Genomic DNA, 21,826 nt, shown 5'->3' with positions numbered 1-21,826 from the left:
CCCTGTCCAGAGCGGATGCCCCGGCATGAGCACGAACAGACCTGCCTGGCGGCGGGCGGTCTTCGCCGCCGTCCTCGCCGTGACCGGCTGCACCTACACCCCGGACGAGCCCGTCCCCTCCCCAAGCTCCCCCAACCCCTTCGGTTCCCTTGAGAACCAGGTGAAGCTGTTCATGAACGACGGCGCGGTGGCCACCGTCGTGCAGGTCAAATGGCCGGAAGGTGAGTGGTCCAAGGCCTTTGGCATGCGCGACCTTGAAACGAGGACCCCGGCACAGGCCACCGACCGTGTGCAGATCGCCAGCGTCACCAAAACGATGACGGCCGTGGCAGTACTCAAACTCGTCGACGACCACCCCATCGGCCTGGACGACCCCGTAAACGATGTCATCCCCGGCTTCACAGCACTCAATCCTCCGGGCCCCATCACGGTGAGACAGCTGCTCAGCCACACGTCTGGCATGCCGGAGGCCAACGATGCGTTGCCGCGCGACGTCGACTTCCGCCCAAGTGTTTCCCGGACGATGACGATGGAGCGGGGTTTGCAGCTGGCCCGCACCCTCCCGTGGGATGGGTCCAGCGTCGGCTCCTTTAGGTACTCGAACACGAACTACCTCGCACTCGGACTGCTTATCCAGGAACTGCGGCATAAGCCCTTCACCAGCGTCATGCGTGAGGAGATCTTTGGTCCGCTTGGTTTGAAGAGCACCACCCTGGACCACCTCGACCCGCTCGAATCCGGGCTTCTCCACGGCTATGTGACCCTCCGGGGTGACCGGATCGATACCACTGACAACATCTTCAGTGCCGGTTCGCCGGCCGTGGGCGCCGTTTCGACAGTGGAGGACATGAACCACTTCATGGCGGCCCTTTTCCAGGGCCGGGCAATCTCCGCCGCGTCGTTGGGCGCGATGACGGCGAAGACCGTCTTCTCGCCGTACGGGCTGGGCCTCTGGGAACACGCAGATGGCTGCTCGCCCCAGCCGCGCTACGCGGGCAGGGGGCTCTTCTGGGACTATCAGACTGTGGCGATCAGCAGCAGCGACGGGCGCTACCAGGCCGCGATGACCGTCACCACCCCGCCGCTTCCGACAGAGCTGGAGGATGAGTCCACCCAGAACATGCGCGAACTCCTGGTCGGCCAAATCGAGTCAACCCTTAACGAGGCCCTTGACCGGCTGTGCGCGCCGGCCAAATGAGGAAACAACACTCCCCGATTGGTGGCCGTCTTCCTCAACCCACGGGATGCCCGTGCGAGCAGAGGTCCTCCCCCGGCAGGATCTCATGCCCCTGGATGCAGGTCCGTTGCGGGGCAAGTGGCCGGTCATGGCTGCTGAGGAAGATACTGCTGGAGGCACGCTCGATGCCCTCGTCCTCCCGCCTCAGCCATTCCGCCAGGTGCAGCCGGTGATGCTCCCCGGAGTTTTCCCGCTTTTTCGATTCATCCGCCTGATGCCTGAAAGGTATCTTCACCATGGCACTCGCGACCTTAAATAACGTCCCTGTTCGGTGCAGGGAGGAACCGGTGGAACCATGATAGGAGCCACGCAACCCTCCGGCAATCACCCGCAGGACGCCACCCTGCAGCGACATCCAATGCCGGCACTGCCGTTTGGGGCGTGAAAACGGCAGCTACTCAGCAGTCGCTCGGGTGAGGAGGGCGTGGACACGGCGGAGCCTGTCCAGCCACCAGTCCCGCCGGTCCGCGGGAGCCGCAAACCGCTCAAGCAGCCCGGCGTCGGCGGCAACGTCGCGCAGGCCGATGGCGCCGTCGTCGGCCACTAGGGGGTCCGTGGTGATGTCCGAGTCAAACAGCGACACCGTTCCCAGGCCGCAGGCGTAGGGCAGCTCGGGCAGGGCGGCGGCGAGGGCAAGGCCCGCGCGGATGCCGATGGAGGTGTCCAGCGCGGAGCTGACGACGGCGGGGAGTCCGGCCTGTGCCACGATGTCCAGGGCGCGCCGCACTCCCCCAAGCGGTGCCACCTTGACCACGATCAGGTCCGCCGCGCCCGCCCGGGCCACCCGGAGCGGATCGGTTTCCTTGCGGACGCTTTCGTCGGCCGCGATCAACACCGGCGTCCCGGCGTCCCGAAGCCGGGACCGGACCTCGGCAAGGCCCTCGATGGAAGGCACCGGCTGCTCTGCGTATTCCAGCCCAACAGGCGCCAGCCGGGTCAACGCCTCCACGGCGCCGGGCACGTCCCAGCCGCCGTTGGCGTCCACGCGGATGGCCGCGTCCGGCAAAGCGGCGCGCACGGCACGGACCCGGGCGACGTCGTCGTCAAGCGACTGGCCCTGCTCCGCCACCTTGACCTTGACGGCGTCCACGCGGCCGAACCGGGCCAGGACGTCGGGCACCCGGTCCGCGGAGACAGCCGGCACGGTGGCGTTCACCGGGATGCTGTCCCGCAGCGGGGCCGGGAACCCCTGCCAGCCCGCCTCGATGGCGGCGGCCAGCCAGTGCGATGCCTCGGCGTCGCCATACTCGGGAAAGGGGCAGAACTCGCCCCAGCCCGCCGGCCCGCGGAGCAGGAGGGACTCGCGTTCCATGATGCCCCGGAACTTCACGCGCATGGGCAGGCTGACCACATGCGCGCTGGCCAGGAGTTCGTCAAGCATGCCGTTTACTGTAGCCGCACCTCACTGCGAATTTTGCGCGTCGAGGAGGCGCAGGGCCAGCGAAGGACGTCAGATCCACTTGTTGTGCTTGAACGCCAGGTAAAGGGCCAGCCCCATGGCCGCCATCACACCCAGCGCATAGGGGTAGCCATAGGTCCACGCCAGTTCGGGCATGTTGACGAAGTTCATGCCGTAGATGGACGCCACCAGCGTGGGGGCGAACAGGATGGCAGCCCAGGAGGAGATGCGCTTGACCTGCTCGTTCTGCTCAAAGCTGGACTCTGTCATCCGCTGCATTTCATCGTTTTGCCGCTGGGCCACGAGGGCGGCGTTGACGGCGAGCGCGTTCTGGAGCAGGGCCCGGAAGGATGCCACGCGTTCATTGATCCTGAGGACGTGGTCCAGGACATCGCGGTAGTGGTCCCGAAGCTCGGTTGACTGTTCGCGGTCCGGGGCCCCGGCGATCAGGGCCTGCAGTATCCCCGCCAGCGGACTCGTGGCCCGCTGGAAGGTGATGACCTGCCGGGACAGTTCATAGATGCGGCGGGATACGTCCGGATCCGCACCGAACAGGTCATCCTCAATTTCGTCGATGTCGTTTTCCAGGCCCGCCACCACCGGCTCGTATTCGTCCACCACCTGGTCCAGGATCCCGTAGAGCACCGCGTCCGGTCCCAGGGCCAGGAATTCCGGCATCGACTCCATCCGGCGGCGGACCTTGGCCAAATCCGGGGACTCGGCGTGCCGGACGGTGACCACGTACTCGTCGCCCGCGAAGACGTGGATCTCGCCGAAGTCCACCCTTTCCTCGTCGTCACGGTACCGGGCTGGCCTCAGCACCAAAAACAGGCACTCGCCGTAGTGCTCCAGCTTGGCCCGCTGGTGGCCGGCAAGTGCGTCCTCGATGGCCAGCGCGTTGAGGTCGAATTCCTCGCCGACGGACTGCAGTTCCTCTGCGTCAGGCCGGTACAGCCCTATCCACGCCATCCCCTCCCGCTGGCGGAGCAGGAAGTAGGTCTCGTCAAGGTCTTCCGGGTCCTCGGTGCGCAGCCCGTTCACGTACACGGCGTTGTCGATGATGGTCACGGCGTGGCCTCCCTGGCCCGTTCGCGCTCCCAGTCGTCCAGCAGGGCCGGCATCCGCGCATTGAGGAACCGGTAGAACCGGGCCATGTCCGCCACCCGGGCCCGGGCCGCTGATCCCTCCGGGAGGGTTTCCGCCGTGGCGTCGGTCAGGGCCGCCAGCTTTTCGTAGATGGGGCTGTTCCGCATGGACACCACGTACCACTCGTCCTCATGCAGGGCGTAGAGGTCGCGGCGGCTGCCGGGCTGGGAGACGCGATGGACGAAGCCCACCGTCTGCAGGTACCGCACAGCCCCGGAGACCGCCGCGGCGCTGGCCCCCAGCCGCTCCGAAAGTTCCGCAGCCGTGAGGCTCCCCTGCTCGGAGGACACCAGTGCCAGCAGGGTCCGTGCCGGCATCTTGGGGAAACCGGCGGCGGCGAAGGCAGCGGCAGTTATTTCGGCAGCGGCGGCGGTGGAAGCCGCGGCGGCCAGCGTGTCCCGGGCAGCCGCCACCTCAGCTCGGGTGCTCATGCCGACCCCACTTCCCGCCGCCGCATGCCCGCAATGGCCAGCGCGGCGGCAGCCGCGGCGATGGCCAGCATCCACCATGCGCCGCTCCAGTCCGTGGCGTCCCCGTGCGGTACCGGTGTGTGGGTGAACGGGGACAGGTCGCGCAGGCTTTGGTCCAGCCCCAGCATGCCCCCGAAGATTCCCAGCATCACGCCCAGGGCCAGCAACGCCCAGCTGGTGGCGGTGGTCCCGGCAGGCCACAGGACGAACACCAGCGCCGGAACGGCAAGGTAGATCAACGCTGCGGGCAGCTGGGCCAGCGCGGTTTCCCACAGCGCATCGGCCGGCATTGAGGTATCCCCGGAACCGGTGAGCGTGGCCCACGCCCCCACCCCGGCCAGACCCACCACCAGCACCACGGCCCCCGCGCCCAGCAGCAGGTAGCCGGCCAGCCACCGGACCCGGCCCACCGGTGCGGCCAGCAGGAGTTCGGCGGTTCCGGCGGCTTCCTCCTGCCGCAGCCTGATCACCGCCTGGAGGGCGCACGCCGCCGCCAGGACCCCGGCCATCGAGAAGAGTACCGACACCATGAGCTGGGTCAGTGATGTGCCCTGCGACTGGAGCATGGCCCGCATCACGGCAGTGATGTTGGTGTCAGGGGTGTCGACGGCGGCAATCGCCTTTCCCAGCGACCCCGCCAGCAGCCCGAGGGCCAGGCCGCTGAACCCCCAGCCGATGATTGACCCGGACTGCAGCCGCAGCGCCAGGGCCACGGGGCTTCGCAGCCCCGGCCGGGCGGCGGCGCGTCCCGGCCTGGCACCCCAGACGCTGGCCCCGCTGTCCCGCGTGCGGAGGATGAGCCAGGCGGCCGCGAGGCAGCCGGCGGCGAGCCCCACCGGCAGCAGCAGCGGCCAGGTGCGGTTGCCGGAGAACGCGAACGTCTGCTGGCCCCAGCCGATCGGTGAGAACCAGCTGGCAGCCCCTTCAGTCATAGTGGTCCCGTCGGCGCCGGGCGTTCCGGTGGCGTCCCCGATCCCACGCAGGACATAGGCCAGGACCACCAGCGCGGCCGAGACCCCGTTCGCACCGCGCGAAGTCCCCATGAACTGGGCCACCAGCAGTCCCACGCCAAGGAAGGCGAGGCCGGCGGCGCCCGCTGCGGCCCCGGCGGTCAGGGCACCCTGCGCGTCCAGCCCCTGGGCGGCGAATCCGCCAAACACCGCGAGCGCCACCAGGATGTTGGCTGTGACGCCGTGCAGCAGGGTGGCGGTATTGGGCAGCAGGCGGCCGGCAGGCGTGGCGGCCACCAGTTCCGCCGTCCCCGTCTCCTCGTCCGCCCGGGTGTGGCGTACCGCCAGGAAGGTGCTCATCAGGCCTGCCAGCAGGGCAAGGAACGCGTAGATCAGGAAGAACGTGAAGGCCCCCTGGTCGGCGCCACGGGGCAGGCCGCGCAGCATCAGGATGGCGGGCGTGGCGATGGCCACCTGCAGGATTTCCGTGCGGCTGACCACGTTGCCGTAGGTCTGGGTCACTGCGGCGGCTGCGAACCAGGCGAACGCCCCGATGGCCGCCACCCAGCTCACCAGCTGCCAGCGGTCCCGGCGCAGCCGCTGGCCCCAAAGGATCAGGAGGACGGCCATGTCAGGCCCGCCCCCTCGCGCCGAGCAGGTGGCGCCGGGAGCCATGTCCGCCGTCGGGCGCATCAGCCTGTGGCCCGGCGGTACCGGCGCTGTCGCCGTAGTGGCGCAGGAACAGTTCCTCCAGGGACGGCGGAACAATCGTCAGGCCCTGAACGCCCAGGGCGCCCAGGGCGGGAAGCACCTCCGCGATCCGGTCGGTGTCGGCGCTGAACCGGATCCGCCCGGCGTCGACCGTCAGGTCATGCACAGCCCCCAGGCGGGCCAGGGCCTCGGGGTCCAAACCGTCAGCGGCGAACGACACCTCCGACCTGGTGAGGTGCCGCAGGGAGTCCAGCGTCCCGCCGTCGACAATCCTGCCCGCGCGGATGATGCTCACCCGGTGGCACAGCACCTCCACCTCGGAGAGGATGTGGCTGGAGAGGAGCACGGTGGCTCCGCGGTCGACGGCGGTGAGCAGCTCCCTGCGGAAGACCTCCTCCATGAGCGGGTCAAGGCCGCTGGTGGGTTCGTCGAGCAGGTACACCTCGGCTTCGGTGGCGAGGGCCGCGATCAGGGCCACTTTTTGCCGGTTGCCTTTTGAGTAGGCGCGTCCCTTCTTGGCGGGATCGAAGTCGAAGACCTGGCACAGCCGGTCCTTTCGACGCCTGTACGCACCGCCGTCGGCGGTGCCGCCGCGCAGCCGGGACAGCAGGTCGATGGTTTCCCCGCCGGAGAGGTTGGGCCAGAGCCGGACGTCGCCGGGAACGTAGGCCAGCCGGCGGTGCAGCTCCACCGCCTGTGTCCAGGGCTCAAAACCCAGGACGGACGCGGAGCCGGACGTGGGCCTGGCCAGCCCCAGCAGGATGCGCAGGGTGGTGGATTTCCCGGCGCCGTTGGGACCCAGGAAACCGTGGATCTCACCGCGCTGGACTTCCAGGTCGAGGCCGTCAAGGGCCTTGACGTGCCCAAAGTGCTTGTGCAGGTTCGCTGTGTGGACAACGGTGTTCATGGTTCAAGTCTTCGAAGTTTTCACAAATTTGTGAAGGTACTAAAGTCCCCACTATGAGCACCGGCCACCCCCAGTCCAGCGGCAAGGCCGCCAGCTCGTCCTCGGCACCGCTGTATGCCGCGGGGTTCGTCACCGCTTTCGGTGCCCACAGCATCGCGGCCGGGCTGGGCGCGCAGAGCGGAAACATCGGGCTGACCCTGCTGAACCTGGGCATCCTGCTGGCCCTCTACGACGTTGCCGAGGTCTTCCTGAAGCCCGTCTTCGGTGCGCTCAGCGACCGGATCGGCGCCAAACCCGTCGTCGTCGGCGGCCTCTTCGCTTTTGCCGCCCTGTCCTTGATCGGCCTTGGCGCAGCTGACCAGCTGATCCTTGCCCTGGCCAGGCTGGGACAGGGCGCGGCGGCGTCGGCCTTCTCGCCGGCGTCGTCCGCCATGGTGGCAAGGATGGCCCGCGGCGGGAAGGCCGGCACCTACTTTGGCCGGTACGGGTCCTGGAAGAGCCTGGGATACATCATCGGCCCACCGCTGGGCGCGGGGCTGATCCTGGCCGGCGGTTTCCCGCTGCTGTTCGGCACGCTGTCGGCGCTGGCCGCTGTCACTGCGGTATGGGTGCTGGTGTCCGTGCCGCATCTGGCGCCGCTGTCGCGGAAGCGGTACACGGTGCTGGACCTGGCGCGGCAGGTGGGCGAGCGCCGGTTCCTGGTCCCCACGCTGGTGCTGGCCGCCTCAACGGGTGCGTTGGGTGCCGCCGTCGGCTTCCTTCCGGCGCTGGCCACCCGGCACGGCCTGGACGCCTTCGCCGGGACGGCGGCGGTGAGCGTGGTGGCGCTGGGCTCGGTGCTGACCCAGCCGTGGATCGGGCGGCTGCGGGACCGGCACGCCGTCACGGACAACAGGGGCACGACGACGGGCCTGCTGCTGATTGCCGCGGGCGTCGGCCTGGTGGCGGCCGCCCCGGGAGTGGTCACCATCTTCGTTGCCGCGGCGTTCATCGGGGTCGGGATCGGCACGGTGACCCCCCTCGGTTTCGCCCACCTGGCGGACACCACGCCCCCCGAGCGGATGGGCAGGACCATGGGCTCGGCGGAACTGGGACGCGAACTGGGCGACGCCGGCGGGCCGCTGCTGGTGGGCGGCATCGCCACGGCCACGGCGCTTCCGTTCGGGCTGGGTGTGCTGGGACTGCTGGTGGCCGCGGCGGCCATCCCCCGGCTGGACCCGGTCCAACCCACCCACCGCGGCCCAATCAACCCCCCGCGGCCCAACTAGCTCGCAGTAACTGTCGTTTTGAGCCCTGAAAACGACAGTTAGTGCGAGCCAGTTTCAACGCTTGAGAGGTCTTCCAGCTTTCTGTGTCACCCTTAACCGCGATGACTTCTTCACGGCAACTACCCACCAGGACCCCGGCCCGGCCTGCCCCGGGCTCGGCGTTCCTGTTCGTGCTGTCCACCCTGGCGTGCATTGCCGGGCTGGTTGCCACCTACTACTTCTTCGTCCAGACCACCACCGGACAGTTCATTGACGAGTCCGCGCTGGTGGAGGCCGTGGAGATCCACGGCCCCGCCGGCAAGGCCGCCACCCGGTTCCTGGACCTGCTGCCCACCATCTCGCTGGTGATGGCCGCCGTCGTGGTCCTTTTTGTGACGGTGATCCGGCGGCACTGGACGGAGGCAGGGATCGCCGTGGCCGCGTGCATCGGCGCCAACGTGGCAACCCAGGTACTGAAGGACCTCCTGCCGCCGCGCCCGGACAAAGGCGTGTTGACGCTGGAGCTGAATTCGCTGCCGTCGGGGCATACCACTCTGGCCGCGTCCGCGGCGGCTGCGGTGTTTTTGATGGCGTCGCCGCGCTGGCGCCCCATGGCCGGCTTCATTGGCGGCACCTTTGCCATCGCCTCGGGGGTGTCCACGCTGATCAACCAATGGCACCGGCCCGCCGACGTGGTGGCAGCCTTCCTGCTGGTGGGGGCGTTCATGATCCCTGCCGGCTGGCTGATCCTCCGCCGTGGTTCATGGAACGAATGGGACGGGTTCGGCGAGCATGTGGGATCCGCCCGGATCTGGCTTACGCTGCCGGTGCTGATCGGCTTGGCCTCGGCCGTGGTGGCGGTGTATTCGTTGATCCGGATTGCGCCCAGTCCGTGGCAGGAGGCCAGCACCACCAACTACTTCTGGGCAGGCATCTCCCTGATTGTGATCGCGGGATACCTGGCCACCGTTGCCACAACCTCCCTGTTCGCCTACGCGGCACGACGGCGGGACGCGCCCAGTAGCACGGAGCGGCCGCCGGCAGCGGGGTTTTGAGCAAATCTTGAGGAATTGATACCCCCTGGCTTGAGCCATGCCCGGGATAGTTGCAGGTGCCCGGGCGGCGTCTTGAAGTGGGCGCCGCCCGGTACCCCCACTGTTCTCCCGCTTGCAGCCTCTCCGGCGGAGGTCTCAGGGATCGAGCCGCTTGCGCAGGAGGCAGAACTCGTTGCCTTCCGGGTCCTGCAGCACGTGCCACTGCTCGTCGCCGGTCTGCCCCACGTCGGCCGGCCGTGCGCCGAGGGCCAGCAGGCGTTCCAGCTCCGCGTCCTGGTCCCGGTCCACGGGGTTGACGTCGATATGCAGCGGAAGCCTCCCCACCCGCGGATTGCTGCTGGGGCTCAGGAAGATGGTGGGCTGCAGACCGCCAAAGCCGGCATCGGGCGGTCCGATCTCAATCGCACCATCCTCCCGGTCGATCTCCACATAACCCAGGACCCCGCTCCAGAACCGCGCAAGCAGTTCCGGGTCGGCACAGTTCAGGACCAGTTCGCTGATACGGCATGACATGGTGCCAGTGTACGGACGGGCCGCGGCTGCGTGCGGGCGGACACGGACCGGAAGGCACGACGGCGGCACGCACCTCGCGCGGGAACTCACCTTCGACGCGCATCGCCTTTCCCGACGCGCAGGGTTGTTCTCGACGCGCAGGGTTGTTCTCGACGCGCAGGGTTGTTCTCGACGCGCAGGGTTGTTCTCGACACGGATACTCCCCTCCGCGGCCCAAATATCCGGGGCGCAAAGGTAACTGCGGGTCGAAAGTGAATATGCGCGTCGTGACGAGGGCGGGCAGAACCACCGCTGGACGGGCAAGCCCCAGCCCGGCGGGAGGCGGCGCCGCTGCGTGGGGGGTGTTAGCAGCGGCGCCTTCTTCCGTCGGGCTGGCGGTGGACCGGCGCCTAGAAGGTTGTGGACAAGCAGGTGACTTTGTTGCTGTTGTTTCCTTGTTCCAGTGACACGGTGGCTGACGCGGTGGTCTGCACCTGGTTCGCGTATGTCGCTGTGACACGGATGGTCAGTGGGGTGGTGGTCCTGTTGGCCAGCACGATCTGCGAGTTGATGGTCAGGGTGATGGTGCTGGTTGTTCCCAGGCTTACGGACTCGTTGTAGGAGGGCCCATACGTGCCGTTCGACTGGAGTGCGGCGTAGGTAAGTGTCGTTGGCGCCGTCGTCCCCACCGCTGACAAGGTTGCGGTTTGCCGCGGGTTGTCATTGGTGCAGGTGAATCCCGAGAACTGGTTCGGCCACGCGCCGGAGGCAGTGACGGTCATGGTGGCCGTGGCGCTCTGCTGCCAGAGGGCCGAGGCCGAGGCGCCGCCTATGCCCAGCAGCACCGTGAGGATGAAGGCCCCGACGGCGAGGCCCGCACCGGGAGCATTCCGGATCCGTGCCATCTACTGCGCCCCGGCGGCCGCGTTGTCCCGGGAACGGGTCTTGCGGACCGACCTGTACACGGTGATGGCTCCGTAGCCGATGAGTGCCACGGCAGCGATGACTGTCCAGGTCCCACGGTCGGAATTCCCCAGGAAGTTGGCCACGAAACCCACGTACGGGACTGCGTAGAACAGCTTGCCCTTGACCTGGATGGCGCGGACGGGGTTCTCATCGTTGGCGCCGTTGTTGTCGCCCTTGGTGATCAGTGTCTTCTCGCCCTGCTGGGTGGACCCGAACCCCACGATCCGGTGCGTCTCCACATCGGGCCGGCCTGAGTAGAGCTGGAAAGTGATGACGTCACCATATTTCAGCTCATCAAACGGGGCAGGTTTCATCACCATGAACGTGCCCGGCGGGTACTTCTGCGCCATGGATTTGGTCAGCACCGTGTAGGTCTGCGAACCCGTCGCCGCCGGAACCACGATGAGGACCAGGGCGGCGAACAGTGACACCAGCATGGCTGCCATGCTCAGGAAACGTCCGACGACGGCCCAGGCGGCAGTGCGCCTTCGTCCACGCTGCCGGGTGGTTGCCGGAGTCCCGCTCCGCGGTTCTGTCGGGTCGGCTTCGCCGCCCAGCAGGCGTTCGGTCAGGTCAGCAGCCACTGGGCACCCCGCAGAGCTGACGTGCGGTGAGTTGGAGCGAGATGTTCACTGCCTGTCCTTTCACTGTGGAGGGGGCGCTGGTGCTCAGGCTCACCTGGAAACAGAAGACGGTGGAACCGCCTTTGGCAACCGTGGGCGAGACAAGCCCTGCGGTACTGATTGACGCGAAGCCTGTGGCGGTGCTGCATTCCGCGGAGGAAGCCGCAGTTTTCGCGTTGACGGTGACGTAACCGGCGAGGGTTCCGCCGCTGACGTTTGCGATGGTGGGCTGGCCTGCCGTGATCGCCGTGTTGAACTGGCCGCCGGCGTTGGTGTTGTTGGTGACCACCACGCCGCCGTAGACCGAGGTGCCCGGGCCCAGTGTCCCTGCGGGAGAAAGGGTCAAGGTGGCAGCCGAACCGTCAGCAAGGGTCATTGTGGTTGTTTGTCCCGTGTTGACCGCCGTCAGCGCCGTATCGAACGACGCCGACGTGATGGTCCCAGGGGAGGCTGATGCCGCCGCGCTCCACAACGCGTAGGTTCCCTGAACGGTGAACAGTCCCAGGACCACTGCAACGGCGGTCAGCGCTGCCGCCTGCAGCCTGCGCTTGGTGCGCATGGTTCCTCCTGGGTCCTGATTCCGGGCTTCGGTCAATCCAGCCGGGTGACCTTGAGGCCACCCGCCTGCGCAAGGCTAGGAAAGACCGGTCTGGGTCACCTGGGTCAGCTGGAACGCCACGTTGTTGAAGTTGTAATTCGCTGTGGTGTCCGCGCGGCCGGCAGTGCTGGACAGGAACTCAAAGGTGATTGTCGCGGTGACCGTCTGGGCTGAACCCGTCGGCAGCAGGGGGTTGGCTACGGGCGCGCCGGCAACGGTAAGAGCCGGACCAGTCACAGACACGTTGGCGGTCGTGAAGCCGTTGGTCGCGGTGATGCCAGTGGTTGCCACGTTGGCGGCCATCTTGTTGCCGACCAGGGTTACCGTCAGATCCTGGGTGAAGGTGAGCTTGTCGCCCGGGACCACCTTGTAGGTGCTGATGTCGGCAATCGTGGTGCCCGCACGGTCCTTCCAAACACCGGATGCAGTCTTGGCAACGTTCAAGTCACCGGCAACGATGGTTCCCGGAGCCGCAATTGCCTCCGCGTTCCAGTTGGCCAGGGTTCCCCCGCCGCCCAGCAACAGTGCTGCGCCAACGGCGATGGCTGCGGTTCCCTTAATCAGAGTGCTGTTCTTCATGATGTCCCCTCAGACTTTTTGTGTGTGCGTTTTGTCTAGCTGGGGACAACATTGCCGTGCCAAGCTCAGGAAGTGAGGGGGTAAAACGTCAACGAAAGCTCAAGTTATTTGAAATTTCAACCAGCACCTGACCTGCACTTCTATCGGAATGCAGCTTATTTCTGCTCCAGCAATAGCCGGCACCAGGCATCGGTCAGCCAGTCTGCGAACCGTTCCGGACTCCACCCGCGCTGGTCCACCAGCAGCACCCAGTATTCGGGCCCGTTCATGCTCCATACGGCGTCGGCAAGCTCTTCGGCAGGCCGGTCCGTCCGCAGTTCCCCGGTGGAGGCAAGGTCCTCAACGAACTTCAGCATGTTGGCCGCGCGCCGGTCCGAGATTTCCTTCCACAGTGCTGCGCAGTCGGGATCCGTGCCGGCGGCATCGCGCAACGCCACGTATACCGGAGCAAGGCGCGGCTGGATGCGGGCCAGAGCATGGGCGTATATGGAAATCTTTTCGGCTGCAGCCTTCGCCTCCCGCATTCGGATTACATAGTCGCGGCGCTCGGCGGGCACCGCCTGGCCGGTCCCGGAGATGGCCGTTTCCACCACTTCCCGCAGGAGGTCCGGTTTTCGGCCGATGGTGGCATAGATGGTGTCGACGGCGACGCCAGCCCTCCGTGCGATGCCGGCCACGGTGCTGGAACGGTAGCCCTCCCCCACAAAAAGTTCACGGGCAGCAGCCAACACAGCGTCGCGGGTGGCCGCCGCCTGTTCCTTCCGGAGCGGCGAGTGATAGCGGCGGGCCGGGGCATTGACTGCATCCATCGGGAGGCCTACCCTAATTTCATCCGAAGTATATTCGGATGAATCTTAGCAGGAAGCCCGGACAGGCAGTAGCGAACCCGCAAGGCGGCGGCAAAAGCCGCAACGCCGTGGCAGGCTCACAGCAGTCCGGGGCGGAAGGGCAGGCGTCATGTCAGAGCACTTCGATACGGTCGTCATCGGCGGCGGCCAGGCGGGTTTGGCCATGGGCTACCACCTGTCCCGCCTCAAGCGTCCCTACGTCATCCTGGATGAGAACGCCAGTACCGGGGACAGCTGGCGCAGCCGCTGGGACTCCCTCCGGCTGTTCACCCCGGCCCGGTACGACGCCCTTCCCGGCAGCCGCTACCCGGCTCCCCCGTGGTCCTACCCGTCCCGGGAGGAGTTTGCCGGTTACCTGAGCAGCTACGCGGAAAGATTCGCGCTGCCGATCCGGAACAACGTCCGGGTCACCAGCCTCAGCCGCAGCGGACATCACTTCGTCATTGAAACCGAGAGCGGCCGGCAGTTCGAGGCGGACAACGTGGTGGTCGCCGCCGGCTGGGACCGGAAGCCAAAAGTTCCGGCATTCGCACATCACCTCAACCCTGACATCCAGCAGTTCACGGCGGCAAGCTACAGGAACCCAGAAGACCTCGCCCCGGGCCCGGCCCTGGTGGTCGGCGCGGGCAATTCGGGCGCGGACATTGCCCTGGAGCTGGCCACCAGCCGCACGACATATCTCTCCGGCAGGCATCCCGGCGAGATTCCTTGGCCCATCGACGCCGTGGCAGCAAGGCCACTGACCCTCGCGGTCTTCTTCGCTTTCTCCCACGTCCTGACGCTCAACACGCCGATGGGCCGCAAGGCCCGCCCACAAATCCTTGCGCACAGCGGACCACTGGTCAGGGTGAAAAACCGGGACCTGGTGCGTGCCGGCGTCGAACGCGTCCCCAGGACGGAAGGCGTCAGGGACGGCCGCCCGTTGCTGGCGGACGGCCGGACCCTTGAGGTCGCCAACGTCATGTGGTGCACCGGCTTCCGGCCCGCGCTGGAGTGGATCCGTCTGCCAGTGTTCGGCCCGGACGGCGAGCCGGAGCAGGACCGCGGCGTCGCAAGGGCGCAGGCGGGGCTCTACTTCCTGGGCGCCATCTTCCAGCAGTCGCTGGCGTCCTCCATGGTCCACGGCGTAGGCACGGACGCAGCGTTCATCGCCAAGCGCATCGCAGCAACCAGGGCATCCACGGCAACACAGGCACCGGCCGGCGTCAGGCCGGAAGGTTCAGCTGCTCCACAATGATCCGCGCGGTTCCGGGGTCGCCCAGGATCCTGAAGTGTCCCGCCACTGGGAGTTCAATGTTGGTGGCCCCGGGAAGGACGCTCCCCTCCGGAATGTGCGGATCAAACGGCCCGTAGATGGACGTGATGCGGCTGTTGATGGTCAGTTCACGGGACATCTGGAGGGTCAGGGCGTTGCGCGGCGAGAAGATCCGGAGGCTGGGCAGCAGCATGTACCGTGCGTAGCGCGAGCCGGAAAACGGTGCGCACACGGCGATCATCCGGTCGATCCGGTGCTCCGGGTCCAGGGACAGCATGGCGTACTTCCCAATCAGGCCGCCCTTGCTGTGCGCCACCAGGATGGCATCGCGCAGTCCCGCCTCCTCCAGGTGCTGGGCCACCAGCTTTGCAGCGTCCGGGACCTTCATCTTGTTGCGCTGCAGCACCGTGACCACGTGCACGGGATGCCCGGCGTCGTGGATGGCCTGGATGAGCGGCATCATGAACTGCCAGTTTTCGTACACGCCGGGAATGATCAGCACGGGCTGCCGGGTGCCGTTGCGGAAGGACTCCGGCTGCACGCGCGACAGGAATCCGCGGACCTGCCAGCCCGCGGCATAAACATAGTCCTGCGCCCACCACACGGCTTTTTGCAGCGGGCTGATGCGGGCTTCAGCGCCGGGATCACTCATGTGTCGAGAATAACGCGCTCCTGCGACACTTCCCGCAATGACGGCCCGGGGGAAAGTGGAGCCGCAGCTGGACCTGGCGTATTAGCCCCGACCAGCTTCACCGTGACTAGCGCTGGGTGCAGGCGTCGTCCACGAGGCGCCGGGCCAGGTTCAGAGCACGCTTGCCGTAGCGGGCACCGTCGAGAACCGCGCCTGTTGCATAGGCCCCGTTGAGGACGATGAGCAACTCCTCGGCCAGCTCGCCAGGGTCCTGCGCACCGGCGTCGGCTGCCAGCGACTGGAACCAGTCCCGCACCTGCTGCTTGTGCGCTGCCGCCACCAGATGGGCCGGGTGGTTGCCCTCCGGGAACTCGGTGTTCGTGTTCAGCATCGGGCAGCCGCGGTAGGTAGCACCGGCGGTATCTCCGGCCAACACCTCAAAAACGGCAGTGAGTTTCTCCCGGGCGTCGTCGCGTTCCCCGGCCGCCTGCCGCATCCGCTCGAACCAGGCGTCCGCGCGTCCCTGAACGAACGCTGTGGCGAGAGCGTCCTTGGTGGGGAACTGGCGGTAAATGGTGGCGTTTCCCACCCCGCATTCCTTGACCACCGTATCCATCCCGACCGCGCGGATTCCCCGCTGGTAGAACAGGCGCGTGGCCACCTCAAGCACATTGCGCCGGTTCTCCTCGCCGCTCTTGCGCGCCACGGCAAACCCCACCCTTCCAAAACCCAAGCCAAAAAATGTACCGCCTTTAGTTTGACAGACGGATCGATCCGTCACAAACTAATGAGAACGATCCGTCACATCGGATCCGACCCCGTTAAATATGAAGCTAAGGGAACCACCATGAAGACTGCTGTCCTCGGAACCGGCACTGTCGGCCGCACCATCGCCACCCGCCTGGCAGAGCTCGGACATACCGTGACCATTGGCACCCGCAGCCCCGAAGCCACGCTCGGCCGCACTGAGGCCGACGCCATGGGCAACGCACCCTTCGCCACCTGGGCTGCAGCAAACTCGGGCGTCACGCTGGCCGGCTACGCAGAGGCCGCCGTCGGGGCAGAGCTCATCGTCAACGCCACCAACGGCAACGGATCCCTGGATGCCCTGGCACAGGTAGGCGCGGAGAACCTTGACGGCAAGGTCATTCTGGATATCGCCAACCCGCTCGATTTCAGCCAGGGCATGCCGCCCACCCTGTTCGTCAAGGACACCGATTCACTCGGTGAGCAGATCCAGCGCGCTTTCCCCACCGCCCGCGTGGTGAAGTCCCTCAACACCCTCAATGCCGACCTCATGGCGCGTCCGGACACCCTTCCCGAGGCCAGCACTGTCTTCGTCTCCGGAAACGACGCGGACGCCAAGCACATGGTCACGGAACTGTTGAAGGATTTCGGCCACCAGGACGTCATCGACCTCGGGGACATCTCGACCGCCCGTGGCACGGAGATGCTCCTCCCTGTCTGGCTTCGCCTCTGGGGCGCCCTCGGCACACCCGAGTTCAACTTCAAGATCGTTCGCTGACCCGGGGAACCGGTTCGGGACGCCAGCCTTGGGGTGGCGTCCCGGCGGTCAGCAGTTGCGGCGGTCAGCAGTTCCTGCGGTCAGTAGTTGCGGCGGTGCTTCAGGCGGGGAATGACGACGCCGAACACGGCCGCCGCCGCGAACCCCAGCAGGCCTGTGGCTGAGATCCCCGGGCCCAGGGAGGCCAGGGCGGTCACCCCGGACAGCAGGACCGGGCCGCCTGTGGAGCCGGCATCCGCCATGAACCGCCAGAGGCCAAGGAACTGGCCGCGGCCCCGGTCCGGCGAGAAGTCGGCGCCCAGCGTCATCACCAGGCCGGAGCTGATGCCGTTGCCAAAGCCGATCAGCAGCGCCGCCAGCAGCAGTCCCACAAAGGAACCGGTGAGCGGGATCAGGAGCAGCGCAGTCCCCATGAGCACCGTGGAGGGAATCGCCACCCACTGCCGCCCCTTCCGGTCCATCAGTTTCCCGGCGGGATAGAACACCAGCATGTCGATGGCACCGGAGAGCCCGTAGATCAGGGATGCGGACGTGGCGTCCATGCCCAGGTGGTCGGCCCAGAGCGGGATCACCACCTGCCGGGAGGACCGCAGCGCGCTGAGCAGCAGGATGCCCACGCCCAGCGAAAGGAACACGCCGGCATGCGACACCGCGACGCTCCGAAGCGTGGGCTGGGGGCCCGCGTCCCCGCCCAAGGGGACATCCGGCGTCGCAAGGTCCGGGATGGTGAGGGACAGCAGCGCGGCGGCCGCCATGGCCACCACCCCCACCCAGTAGGCGCCGGCGATGCCGAAGAACTGCATCACCGCCGCGCCCGCGAACGGGCCGATGAACACGCCGATGCGGTTCACGCCGCCCAGCGTGGACAGCGCCCGGGCGCGGAAGGCCACCGGCACCGCCTCCGTCAGGTACTTCTGGCGGGCCAGGCCAAACACCGCCCCGGACATCCCGACGACGGCCATCGCCACGGCGAGCAGCCACAGTCCGTTCGGGGCCAGGGCGGAGGTGGCGGCGGCTGCCAGCGCCAGGCCACCGGCGACGGCGGCGCCCACGATGGACCAGCGTTCACCGAAGCGAAGGGTTACCAGCGACGCCGGCAGGTTGAAGAACCAGGATCCCAGTCCGATGAGGGTGACGATCAGGGCCGCCACTGCCACCGAAGCGCCCAACTCGCGGGCAGATAATGCCACCACCGGAAGGATGGCGCCCTGCCCAATTCCGAAGAGCAGTGTGGGTCCGAAAGCGGCGACCGCAATGCTGCGCAGGCTGAAGGGCTGGGAAGGGTCCGGGGAAGTCATCAGATTTATCCTATGGCCGCCCCCTCCCTGGGGAGGCTGCAGTGTGACGCAGCGGACAGGGCCTCACAGTGGCCTCCGCGGAGAGTGGATCAACGGGCCCTTGGTTCCAACCCGGCCAGGGCGCGGAACAGGTTGACGACTTCCACCACCGCCCCGATGGCCGAGCCCACGATGCCGAGCACCAGCAGCACCCGCACCAGCACCGGCCAGCCGGACCAGCCGGTGCCGAAGTCGAAGGGAAATACCTCCGACAGGCGCAGTATGGCGGCAACCCCGAAGCCTATGACCACCAGGTTGCCCAGCGCCACGAGGGTACGTGCGTGGATCACCACGCAGACGAGGTTGACGATGATGCCCGCGATCAGGGACGCGTTGATGAGGTCAAGGACGCGGGACATGTCGGCTGTCAGGAACGGCAGCACCTGCCACCCAGGCCACATGTTGATCCCGTACAGCAGCAGGGCGTTGACGATGGCTGAGCCAAGGTTGCCGCTGCGGCTGGTGGTTGTCCTGTCCGCCATGGCAACAGGGTCCGGCATAGGGACCATGCCCGAAAGTGCCGAAGGTCCCCCGGCGGCGCCTTCCTCCCACCGCCCAGCCCTACCGCCCAGCCGCCGAGAACCCATGGATCCACGAACCGGACAACGGCGGGCCCTTCGGCCCTGTTTCGCCGACGCCCAGGGCAACCACGCTGGCTGAAGGAGGTGGTGGAAGATGTTTACTCTTCGCACCCTGGGCGGCATCGCCCTCTTGATGGCCGGGAGCAGCTGGTTGTGGATTACGCCCACCTTCGCCACCCGCGGGGTCAACACGTCAGGTATCTGGTGGAACATCACCATGGTGCTTGCGCTGCTGACCGTCTTGGGGTTCCTGGTGGCCACGTGGGGACTGTTTGCCCGGTGGAGCTGGTGGGAAAATGCGGCCCTCGCGTCGGCTGCACTTGGGCTTGTGGCCCTGGCGCCCTTCTGGTTCGCAGCCATCGGCGGGGGCGAAACTGTCGGGACCACGGCGTGGAATGTGTTCGTCCACGTCCTGATGGTGGCCGGCGTCGCGGTGTTGCTGCTGGTCCCGTCGCTGGAGCGGTGGGTGAACCAGCAGGTCATGGGATAACCGGGAATCAGTAACCCTCCAGGACTTCCCTGGCCTTCCCGTTTGCCGCCGCGCTGGTCAACTCCTCCGCCACGAGGTGCAGCTTGACGTTGGCGTGCTGGCTTCTGGCGGCCAGCACCCGGAACGCCGATTCGGCATCCACACTGTGCAGGGCCATGACAATGCCTTTCGCCTGCTCAATGACCGCCTTGTGCCCGAACGCACCCTCGATGGCCTCCGTCGCGGCATGCTGGGACTCGATGCGCAGGCTCTGGGTCACATCCACCATGAAGCCGCGGGCCAGCTCTACGCGCCCGGAAGGCGCGGCGACGGCCTGGATCGCAGAAAAGACGCGCCGCTCCCTGCCGCGGACGTCAATGATCCGGTGCAGCAGGGCACCCTGGCCACCGCCCTCAAGGAGGTCCGCCCACAGCGCGCGCACCGGTTCCCGGTCCCCCGGGTGCTTGTGGGCCATCAGCACGTCAAAAGTGGGCACCACCTCACCTGGCTGCAGCCCGTGAATGCCAAACATGCCCTCGGACCAGTTCATGCTTCCTGAGGCAACGTCCAGCTCAAAGGTCCCCGACGGACAGACGGCAGTGATCGGCAGCGGAAAGAGGTACGCATCCAACTTCGACCACATGCATTCCTCCAAAACTCACATACCCAGTGCGGGTTTTCTCGCACAACAATAGCTGAATCCGGCGGCCGCTGGTTGCCATATCCGCTGGCGCAGCAGGCGGATTCGGGGGGTCACAAAAGCCGCGCGGAGGAGTAGCGTTCGCCTTATGGGCGCTGATCCGCGCCCGCAGCCAAGGGGAGGTCAATTCATGGGCGAAGTGTGGATCCGCACGCTGGGCAACGGGCTGGTCCGGGCAGATCGAGTCACGGAGATTTCATCTACCCGCGGGTCCCTGCATGAGGACAGCGGGTATTCATTGAAAGTGATCGTGGACGGCAAGGGCCACGTGCTGATTGACGACGGCGGGCTGCAGGGGTCCCTGCCCGAACGGCTGGAATACGCCAGGCATATGGAAGACGCCCTGCTGCTGGCCATCGACGAGGCGCGCGAGAACGACGCGTCCATGGTGATCTCCTACGAGCCGGAGCGTGAACGCTGGTCCGCAGCTCCAGTTTCAGTATTAACCGGACGGCTTCCCGAAGTCGTCTGACCCGCGGAATGAAGCCTGCCCGGGCAACAGTGAGTGCCCGGGCAGGAGTACTTAGCTGTGCGTGGGTTCTTCCACGAGGGCGGTGGCGATGCTGGCCGCGTCCTCCAGTGCGGCCAGGAACCGCTCTGCGTCCAGGGCGGCGGCACAGCCGGTGCCGGCGGCGGTGATGGCCTGCCGGTAACGGTGGTCCACGGCGTCGCCGCAGGCAAAGACGCCCGGCAGGTTTGTGCACGTGGTGGGGGCGTCCACCTTGATGTAGCCTTCCTCGTCCAGGTCCACCTGGCCCGCCACCAGTTCGGTCCGCGGCAGGTGTCCGATGGCCACGAAGATGCCGGTGGCGTCCTGGTGCCGGGTCTCACCGGAACGGGTGTCTGTGAGGGTTACGCCGGTGACCTTGCCGTCGCCGTGGATGGCGGTAACGGCAGAGTTCCAGGCGAAGCGGATCTTGGGGTTGTCCTTGGCCCGCTGCGCCATGATGCGGGAGGCGCGCAGCTCGTTCTTGCGCACCACCACGGTCACGGTCTTGCCGAACCGGGTCAGGAAGGTGGCTTCCTCCATGGCGGAGTCGCCGCCGCCAACCACGATGATGTCCTGGTCACGGAAGAAGAACCCGTCGCAGGTGGCACACCAGGAAACACCGTGGCCGCTGAACTTTTTCTCCTCAGGCAGGCCGAGTTCCTTGTACGCAGAGCCGGTGGCCAGGATGACGGCCGTAGCCTCGTAAGTCTCCCCGCCGCCGGTGACCACGCGCTTAACGGAACCTCTCAAGTCAACGGACGTGGCGTCGTCGTACTCAATGCGCGCGCCGAACTTTTCCGCCTGCTGCTGCAGCCCGTCCATCAGCTCAGGGCCCTGGATGCCGCCGGGGAAGCCCGGGAAGTTTTCCACTTCAGTGGTGTTCATCAGCGCGCCGCCGGCGGTGACGGAGCCGGCCAGGACCAGGGGGTTCAGGCCCGCGCGGGCGGCGTAGATGGCGGCGGTGTAGCCGGCGGGGCCGGAGCCGATGATGATCAGCTGTTCTTTGCTCATGGATTGTCCTTCGGTGGCGGTACTACTGGGCGTCCGCGTGCTGCGCGGGCAGGAGTTCGGTGATCAGTTGTTCAACGCGTGCCTTGATCTCATCACGGATTGGACGGACGGACTCAACGCCCTTGCCTGCCGGGTCCTCCAGGACCCAGTCTTCGTAGCGCTTGCCCGGGAAGAACGGGCACTCGTCACCGCAGCCCATGGTGATCACCACGTCCGATTCTTTCACTGCCTCGGTGGTGAGTACCTTGGGGACCTCTGCGGACATGTCGATGCCTACCTCGGCCATGGCCTCCACCGCCGCCGGATTGACCTTGTCGGCCGGCTGGGAACCGGCGGAGCGCACCTCGACGGCTCCCCTGGACAAGGAGGTGAGGAACGCTGCCGCCATCTGGGACCGGCCGGCGTTGTGGACGCAGACAAAGAGGACGGAAGGCTTTCCTGCGGGGTCGATGCTCATGGCACTCCTCAAACTGGTAGGAAACTACGTTCGGTGTAATAAAGGCCCCCCGTGTTGCGCAGGTCACATTTGTTGCCTAATCTAATTGAGGCTCATGCAAACGGGCCATGCAAGAAGCTGCAGCGTCGCAGCCAATGCCGGG

At 66.8% G+C, this 21,826-nt stretch carries 26 protein-coding genes; 7 read left to right on the top strand and 19 right to left on the bottom strand.

Annotated elements, in window-relative coordinates:
• The first annotated feature begins 25 nt into the window (after positions 1–25).
• Complete coding sequence (locus ACV095_RS05105; RefSeq protein ID WP_478223054.1) at positions 26–1,198, top strand: serine hydrolase domain-containing protein; 1,173 nt, start codon at positions 26–28, stop codon at positions 1,196–1,198.
• 34 nt (positions 1,199–1,232) lie between these two features.
• On the opposite strand, the gene ACV095_RS05100 is transcribed toward ACV095_RS05105, so the two are convergent.
• The 6 genes from ACV095_RS05100 to ACV095_RS05075 all read right to left on the bottom strand — a co-directional run bounded on the left by ACV095_RS05100 (position 1,233) and on the right by ACV095_RS05075 (position 6,820).
• A complete protein-coding gene (locus tag ACV095_RS05100) occupies positions 1,233–1,475 on the bottom strand; it encodes a hypothetical protein (RefSeq protein WP_478223053.1) in 243 nt (80 codons plus the stop codon).
• A 156-nt stretch (positions 1,476–1,631) separates the two neighbouring features.
• Positions 1,632–2,618 carry an o-succinylbenzoate synthase gene (locus tag ACV095_RS05095; RefSeq protein WP_478223052.1) on the bottom strand — a complete coding sequence of 329 codons (987 nt, stop codon included), beginning with the start codon at positions 2,616–2,618 and terminating at the stop codon, positions 1,632–1,634.
• Between the two features lie 69 nt (positions 2,619–2,687).
• A complete protein-coding gene (gene corA / locus ACV095_RS05090; RefSeq protein WP_018768637.1) occupies positions 2,688–3,704 on the bottom strand; it encodes a magnesium/cobalt transporter CorA in 1,017 nt (338 codons plus the stop codon).
• Positions 3,701–4,213: a GbsR/MarR family transcriptional regulator gene (locus tag ACV095_RS05085; RefSeq protein ID WP_134163956.1), complete on the bottom strand. Its 513-nt coding sequence runs from the start codon at positions 4,211–4,213 to the stop codon at positions 3,701–3,703. Before ACV095_RS05085 ends, corA begins: the two co-directional genes overlap by 4 nt.
• Positions 4,210–5,832, bottom strand: coding sequence for an ABC transporter permease (locus ACV095_RS05080; protein ID WP_478223051.1), 1,623 nt, complete (start codon positions 5,830–5,832; stop codon positions 4,210–4,212). The genes ACV095_RS05085 and ACV095_RS05080 overlap by 4 nt, the downstream gene beginning before the upstream one ends.
• A gap of 1 nt (position 5,833) precedes the next feature.
• Positions 5,834–6,820, bottom strand: a complete 987-nt coding sequence (locus tag ACV095_RS05075) for an ABC transporter ATP-binding protein (protein ID WP_478223050.1) — start codon at positions 6,818–6,820, stop codon at positions 5,834–5,836.
• Positions 6,821–6,873: 53 nt separating this feature from the next.
• On the opposite strand from ACV095_RS05075, the gene ACV095_RS05070 reads away from it, so the two are divergent.
• Together ACV095_RS05070 and ACV095_RS05065 are read left to right on the top strand one after the other, a co-directional pair.
• Positions 6,874–8,088, top strand: coding sequence for an MFS transporter (locus ACV095_RS05070; protein ID WP_478223049.1), 1,215 nt, complete (start codon positions 6,874–6,876; stop codon positions 8,086–8,088).
• A 101-nt stretch (positions 8,089–8,189) separates the two neighbouring features.
• Positions 8,190–9,122 carry a phosphatase PAP2 family protein gene (locus ACV095_RS05065; protein WP_056392974.1) on the top strand — a complete coding sequence of 311 codons (933 nt, stop codon included), beginning with the start codon at positions 8,190–8,192 and terminating at the stop codon, positions 9,120–9,122.
• Between the two features lie 135 nt (positions 9,123–9,257).
• On the opposite strand, the gene ACV095_RS05060 is transcribed toward ACV095_RS05065, so the two are convergent.
• The 6 genes from ACV095_RS05060 to ACV095_RS05035 all read right to left on the bottom strand — a co-directional run bounded on the left by ACV095_RS05060 (position 9,258) and on the right by ACV095_RS05035 (position 13,189).
• Positions 9,258–9,635: a VOC family protein gene (locus ACV095_RS05060; RefSeq protein WP_018768643.1), complete on the bottom strand. Its 378-nt coding sequence runs from the start codon at positions 9,633–9,635 to the stop codon at positions 9,258–9,260.
• A gap of 389 nt (positions 9,636–10,024) precedes the next feature.
• Positions 10,025–10,519, bottom strand: coding sequence for a hypothetical protein (locus ACV095_RS05055; RefSeq protein ID WP_018768644.1), 495 nt, complete (start codon positions 10,517–10,519; stop codon positions 10,025–10,027).
• The gene (locus ACV095_RS05050; RefSeq protein WP_478223048.1) at positions 10,520–11,164 is read right to left on the bottom strand and encodes a signal peptidase I; all 645 of its coding nucleotides are present in this window, start codon (positions 11,162–11,164) and stop codon (positions 10,520–10,522) included.
• The gene (locus ACV095_RS05045; RefSeq protein ID WP_478223047.1) at positions 11,154–11,762 is read right to left on the bottom strand and encodes a hypothetical protein; all 609 of its coding nucleotides are present in this window, start codon (positions 11,760–11,762) and stop codon (positions 11,154–11,156) included. Before ACV095_RS05045 ends, ACV095_RS05050 begins: the two co-directional genes overlap by 11 nt.
• Positions 11,763–11,837: 75 nt before the next feature.
• Positions 11,838–12,380 carry an alternate-type signal peptide domain-containing protein gene (locus ACV095_RS05040; protein WP_018768647.1) on the bottom strand — a complete coding sequence of 181 codons (543 nt, stop codon included), beginning with the start codon at positions 12,378–12,380 and terminating at the stop codon, positions 11,838–11,840.
• Positions 12,381–12,535: 155 nt separating this feature from the next.
• Positions 12,536–13,189 carry a TetR/AcrR family transcriptional regulator gene (locus ACV095_RS05035; RefSeq protein WP_478223046.1) on the bottom strand — a complete coding sequence of 218 codons (654 nt, stop codon included), beginning with the start codon at positions 13,187–13,189 and terminating at the stop codon, positions 12,536–12,538.
• 148 nt (positions 13,190–13,337) lie between these two features.
• On the opposite strand from ACV095_RS05035, the gene ACV095_RS05030 reads away from it, so the two are divergent.
• Positions 13,338–14,465, top strand: a complete 1,128-nt coding sequence (locus ACV095_RS05030; RefSeq protein WP_478223045.1) for a flavin-containing monooxygenase — start codon at positions 13,338–13,340, stop codon at positions 14,463–14,465.
• Here the strand turns inward: ACV095_RS05030 and ACV095_RS05025 are convergent.
• Complete coding sequence (locus ACV095_RS05025) at positions 14,434–15,135, bottom strand: esterase/lipase family protein (protein ID WP_018768650.1); 702 nt, start codon at positions 15,133–15,135, stop codon at positions 14,434–14,436. The genes ACV095_RS05030 and ACV095_RS05025 overlap by 32 nt on opposite strands.
• Positions 15,136–15,241: 106 nt before the next feature.
• The gene (locus tag ACV095_RS05020) at positions 15,242–15,847 is read right to left on the bottom strand and encodes a TetR/AcrR family transcriptional regulator (RefSeq protein ID WP_261377403.1); all 606 of its coding nucleotides are present in this window, start codon (positions 15,845–15,847) and stop codon (positions 15,242–15,244) included.
• A 114-nt stretch (positions 15,848–15,961) separates the two neighbouring features.
• Here ACV095_RS05020 and ACV095_RS05015 point away from each other — a divergent pair, with 114 nt between their 5' ends.
• The gene (locus tag ACV095_RS05015; RefSeq protein WP_478223044.1) at positions 15,962–16,639 is read left to right on the top strand and encodes an NADPH-dependent F420 reductase; all 678 of its coding nucleotides are present in this window, start codon (positions 15,962–15,964) and stop codon (positions 16,637–16,639) included.
• Positions 16,640–16,719: 80 nt separating this feature from the next.
• On the opposite strand, the gene ACV095_RS05010 is transcribed toward ACV095_RS05015, so the two are convergent.
• Both ACV095_RS05010 and ACV095_RS05005 read right to left on the bottom strand, forming a co-directional pair.
• The gene (locus ACV095_RS05010; RefSeq protein WP_478223043.1) at positions 16,720–17,937 is read right to left on the bottom strand and encodes an MFS transporter; all 1,218 of its coding nucleotides are present in this window, start codon (positions 17,935–17,937) and stop codon (positions 16,720–16,722) included.
• Between the two features lie 89 nt (positions 17,938–18,026).
• On the bottom strand, positions 18,027–18,458 hold the full coding sequence (locus ACV095_RS05005; protein WP_478223042.1) for a hypothetical protein: 432 nt from the start codon (positions 18,456–18,458) through the stop codon (positions 18,027–18,029).
• Positions 18,459–18,651: 193 nt separating this feature from the next.
• Here ACV095_RS05005 and ACV095_RS05000 point away from each other — a divergent pair, with 193 nt between their 5' ends.
• Positions 18,652–19,047, top strand: coding sequence for a hypothetical protein (locus ACV095_RS05000; RefSeq protein ID WP_223992407.1), 396 nt, complete (start codon positions 18,652–18,654; stop codon positions 19,045–19,047).
• Positions 19,048–19,054: 7 nt separating this feature from the next.
• On the opposite strand, the gene ACV095_RS04995 is transcribed toward ACV095_RS05000, so the two are convergent.
• The gene (locus ACV095_RS04995; protein WP_056392957.1) at positions 19,055–19,669 is read right to left on the bottom strand and encodes a PAS and ANTAR domain-containing protein; all 615 of its coding nucleotides are present in this window, start codon (positions 19,667–19,669) and stop codon (positions 19,055–19,057) included.
• Between the two features lie 187 nt (positions 19,670–19,856).
• Here ACV095_RS04995 and ACV095_RS04990 point away from each other — a divergent pair, with 187 nt between their 5' ends.
• Positions 19,857–20,198, top strand: coding sequence for a thioredoxin domain-containing protein (locus ACV095_RS04990; protein ID WP_018768657.1), 342 nt, complete (start codon positions 19,857–19,859; stop codon positions 20,196–20,198).
• A gap of 51 nt (positions 20,199–20,249) precedes the next feature.
• On the opposite strand, the gene trxB is transcribed toward ACV095_RS04990, so the two are convergent.
• Positions 20,250–21,227, bottom strand: coding sequence for a thioredoxin-disulfide reductase (gene trxB / locus ACV095_RS04985; RefSeq protein WP_142071539.1), 978 nt, complete (start codon positions 21,225–21,227; stop codon positions 20,250–20,252).
• A 22-nt stretch (positions 21,228–21,249) separates the two neighbouring features.
• Positions 21,250–21,684 carry an arsenate reductase ArsC gene (locus tag ACV095_RS04980; RefSeq protein WP_134163971.1) on the bottom strand — a complete coding sequence of 145 codons (435 nt, stop codon included), beginning with the start codon at positions 21,682–21,684 and terminating at the stop codon, positions 21,250–21,252.
• Positions 21,685–21,826 lie beyond the last annotated feature (142 nt).

The organism is Arthrobacter sp. JDC6, from assembly GCF_056484025.1.
The sequence above is the reverse complement of the archived record's forward strand: the minus strand, read 5'-3'. Positions and strand labels throughout refer to the sequence as shown.

What these genes read in the sequence shown, in the direction of transcription:
- ACV095_RS05105 (WP_478223054.1), top strand. Translation starts at nt 26, where the DNA reads ATGAGCACGAACAGACCTGCCTGGCGGCGGGCGGTCTTCGCCGCCGTC.
- ACV095_RS05100 (WP_478223053.1), bottom strand. Translation starts at nt 1,475, where the DNA reads ATGGTGAAGATACCTTTCAGGCATCAGGCGGATGAATCGAAAAAGCGG.
- ACV095_RS05095 (WP_478223052.1), bottom strand. Translation starts at nt 2,618, where the DNA reads ATGCTTGACGAACTCCTGGCCAGCGCGCATGTGGTCAGCCTGCCCATG.
- ACV095_RS05085 (WP_134163956.1), bottom strand. Translation starts at nt 4,213, where the DNA reads ATGAGCACCCGAGCTGAGGTGGCGGCTGCCCGGGACACGCTGGCCGCC.
- ACV095_RS05080 (WP_478223051.1), bottom strand. Translation starts at nt 5,832, where the DNA reads ATGGCCGTCCTCCTGATCCTTTGGGGCCAGCGGCTGCGCCGGGACCGC.
- ACV095_RS05075 (WP_478223050.1), bottom strand. Translation starts at nt 6,820, where the DNA reads ATGAACACCGTTGTCCACACAGCGAACCTGCACAAGCACTTTGGGCAC.
- ACV095_RS05070 (WP_478223049.1), top strand. Translation starts at nt 6,874, where the DNA reads ATGAGCACCGGCCACCCCCAGTCCAGCGGCAAGGCCGCCAGCTCGTCC.
- ACV095_RS05065 (WP_056392974.1), top strand. Translation starts at nt 8,190, where the DNA reads ATGACTTCTTCACGGCAACTACCCACCAGGACCCCGGCCCGGCCTGCC.
- ACV095_RS05060 (WP_018768643.1), bottom strand. Translation starts at nt 9,635, where the DNA reads ATGTCATGCCGTATCAGCGAACTGGTCCTGAACTGTGCCGACCCGGAA.
- ACV095_RS05055 (WP_018768644.1), bottom strand. Translation starts at nt 10,519, where the DNA reads ATGGCACGGATCCGGAATGCTCCCGGTGCGGGCCTCGCCGTCGGGGCC.
- ACV095_RS05045 (WP_478223047.1), bottom strand. Translation starts at nt 11,762, where the DNA reads ATGCGCACCAAGCGCAGGCTGCAGGCGGCAGCGCTGACCGCCGTTGCA.
- ACV095_RS05040 (WP_018768647.1), bottom strand. Translation starts at nt 12,380, where the DNA reads ATGAAGAACAGCACTCTGATTAAGGGAACCGCAGCCATCGCCGTTGGC.
- ACV095_RS05035 (WP_478223046.1), bottom strand. Translation starts at nt 13,189, where the DNA reads ATGGATGCAGTCAATGCCCCGGCCCGCCGCTATCACTCGCCGCTCCGG.
- ACV095_RS05030 (WP_478223045.1), top strand. Translation starts at nt 13,338, where the DNA reads ATGTCAGAGCACTTCGATACGGTCGTCATCGGCGGCGGCCAGGCGGGT.
- ACV095_RS05025 (WP_018768650.1), bottom strand. Translation starts at nt 15,135, where the DNA reads ATGAGTGATCCCGGCGCTGAAGCCCGCATCAGCCCGCTGCAAAAAGCC.
- ACV095_RS05015 (WP_478223044.1), top strand. Translation starts at nt 15,962, where the DNA reads ATGAAGACTGCTGTCCTCGGAACCGGCACTGTCGGCCGCACCATCGCC.
- ACV095_RS05010 (WP_478223043.1), bottom strand. Translation starts at nt 17,937, where the DNA reads ATGACTTCCCCGGACCCTTCCCAGCCCTTCAGCCTGCGCAGCATTGCG.
- ACV095_RS05005 (WP_478223042.1), bottom strand. Translation starts at nt 18,458, where the DNA reads ATGGCGGACAGGACAACCACCAGCCGCAGCGGCAACCTTGGCTCAGCC.
- ACV095_RS05000 (WP_223992407.1), top strand. Translation starts at nt 18,652, where the DNA reads ATGTTTACTCTTCGCACCCTGGGCGGCATCGCCCTCTTGATGGCCGGG.
- ACV095_RS04995 (WP_056392957.1), bottom strand. Translation starts at nt 19,669, where the DNA reads ATGTGGTCGAAGTTGGATGCGTACCTCTTTCCGCTGCCGATCACTGCC.
- ACV095_RS04990 (WP_018768657.1), top strand. Translation starts at nt 19,857, where the DNA reads ATGGGCGAAGTGTGGATCCGCACGCTGGGCAACGGGCTGGTCCGGGCA.
- trxB (WP_142071539.1), bottom strand. Translation starts at nt 21,227, where the DNA reads ATGAGCAAAGAACAGCTGATCATCATCGGCTCCGGCCCCGCCGGCTAC.
- ACV095_RS04980 (WP_134163971.1), bottom strand. Translation starts at nt 21,684, where the DNA reads ATGAGCATCGACCCCGCAGGAAAGCCTTCCGTCCTCTTTGTCTGCGTC.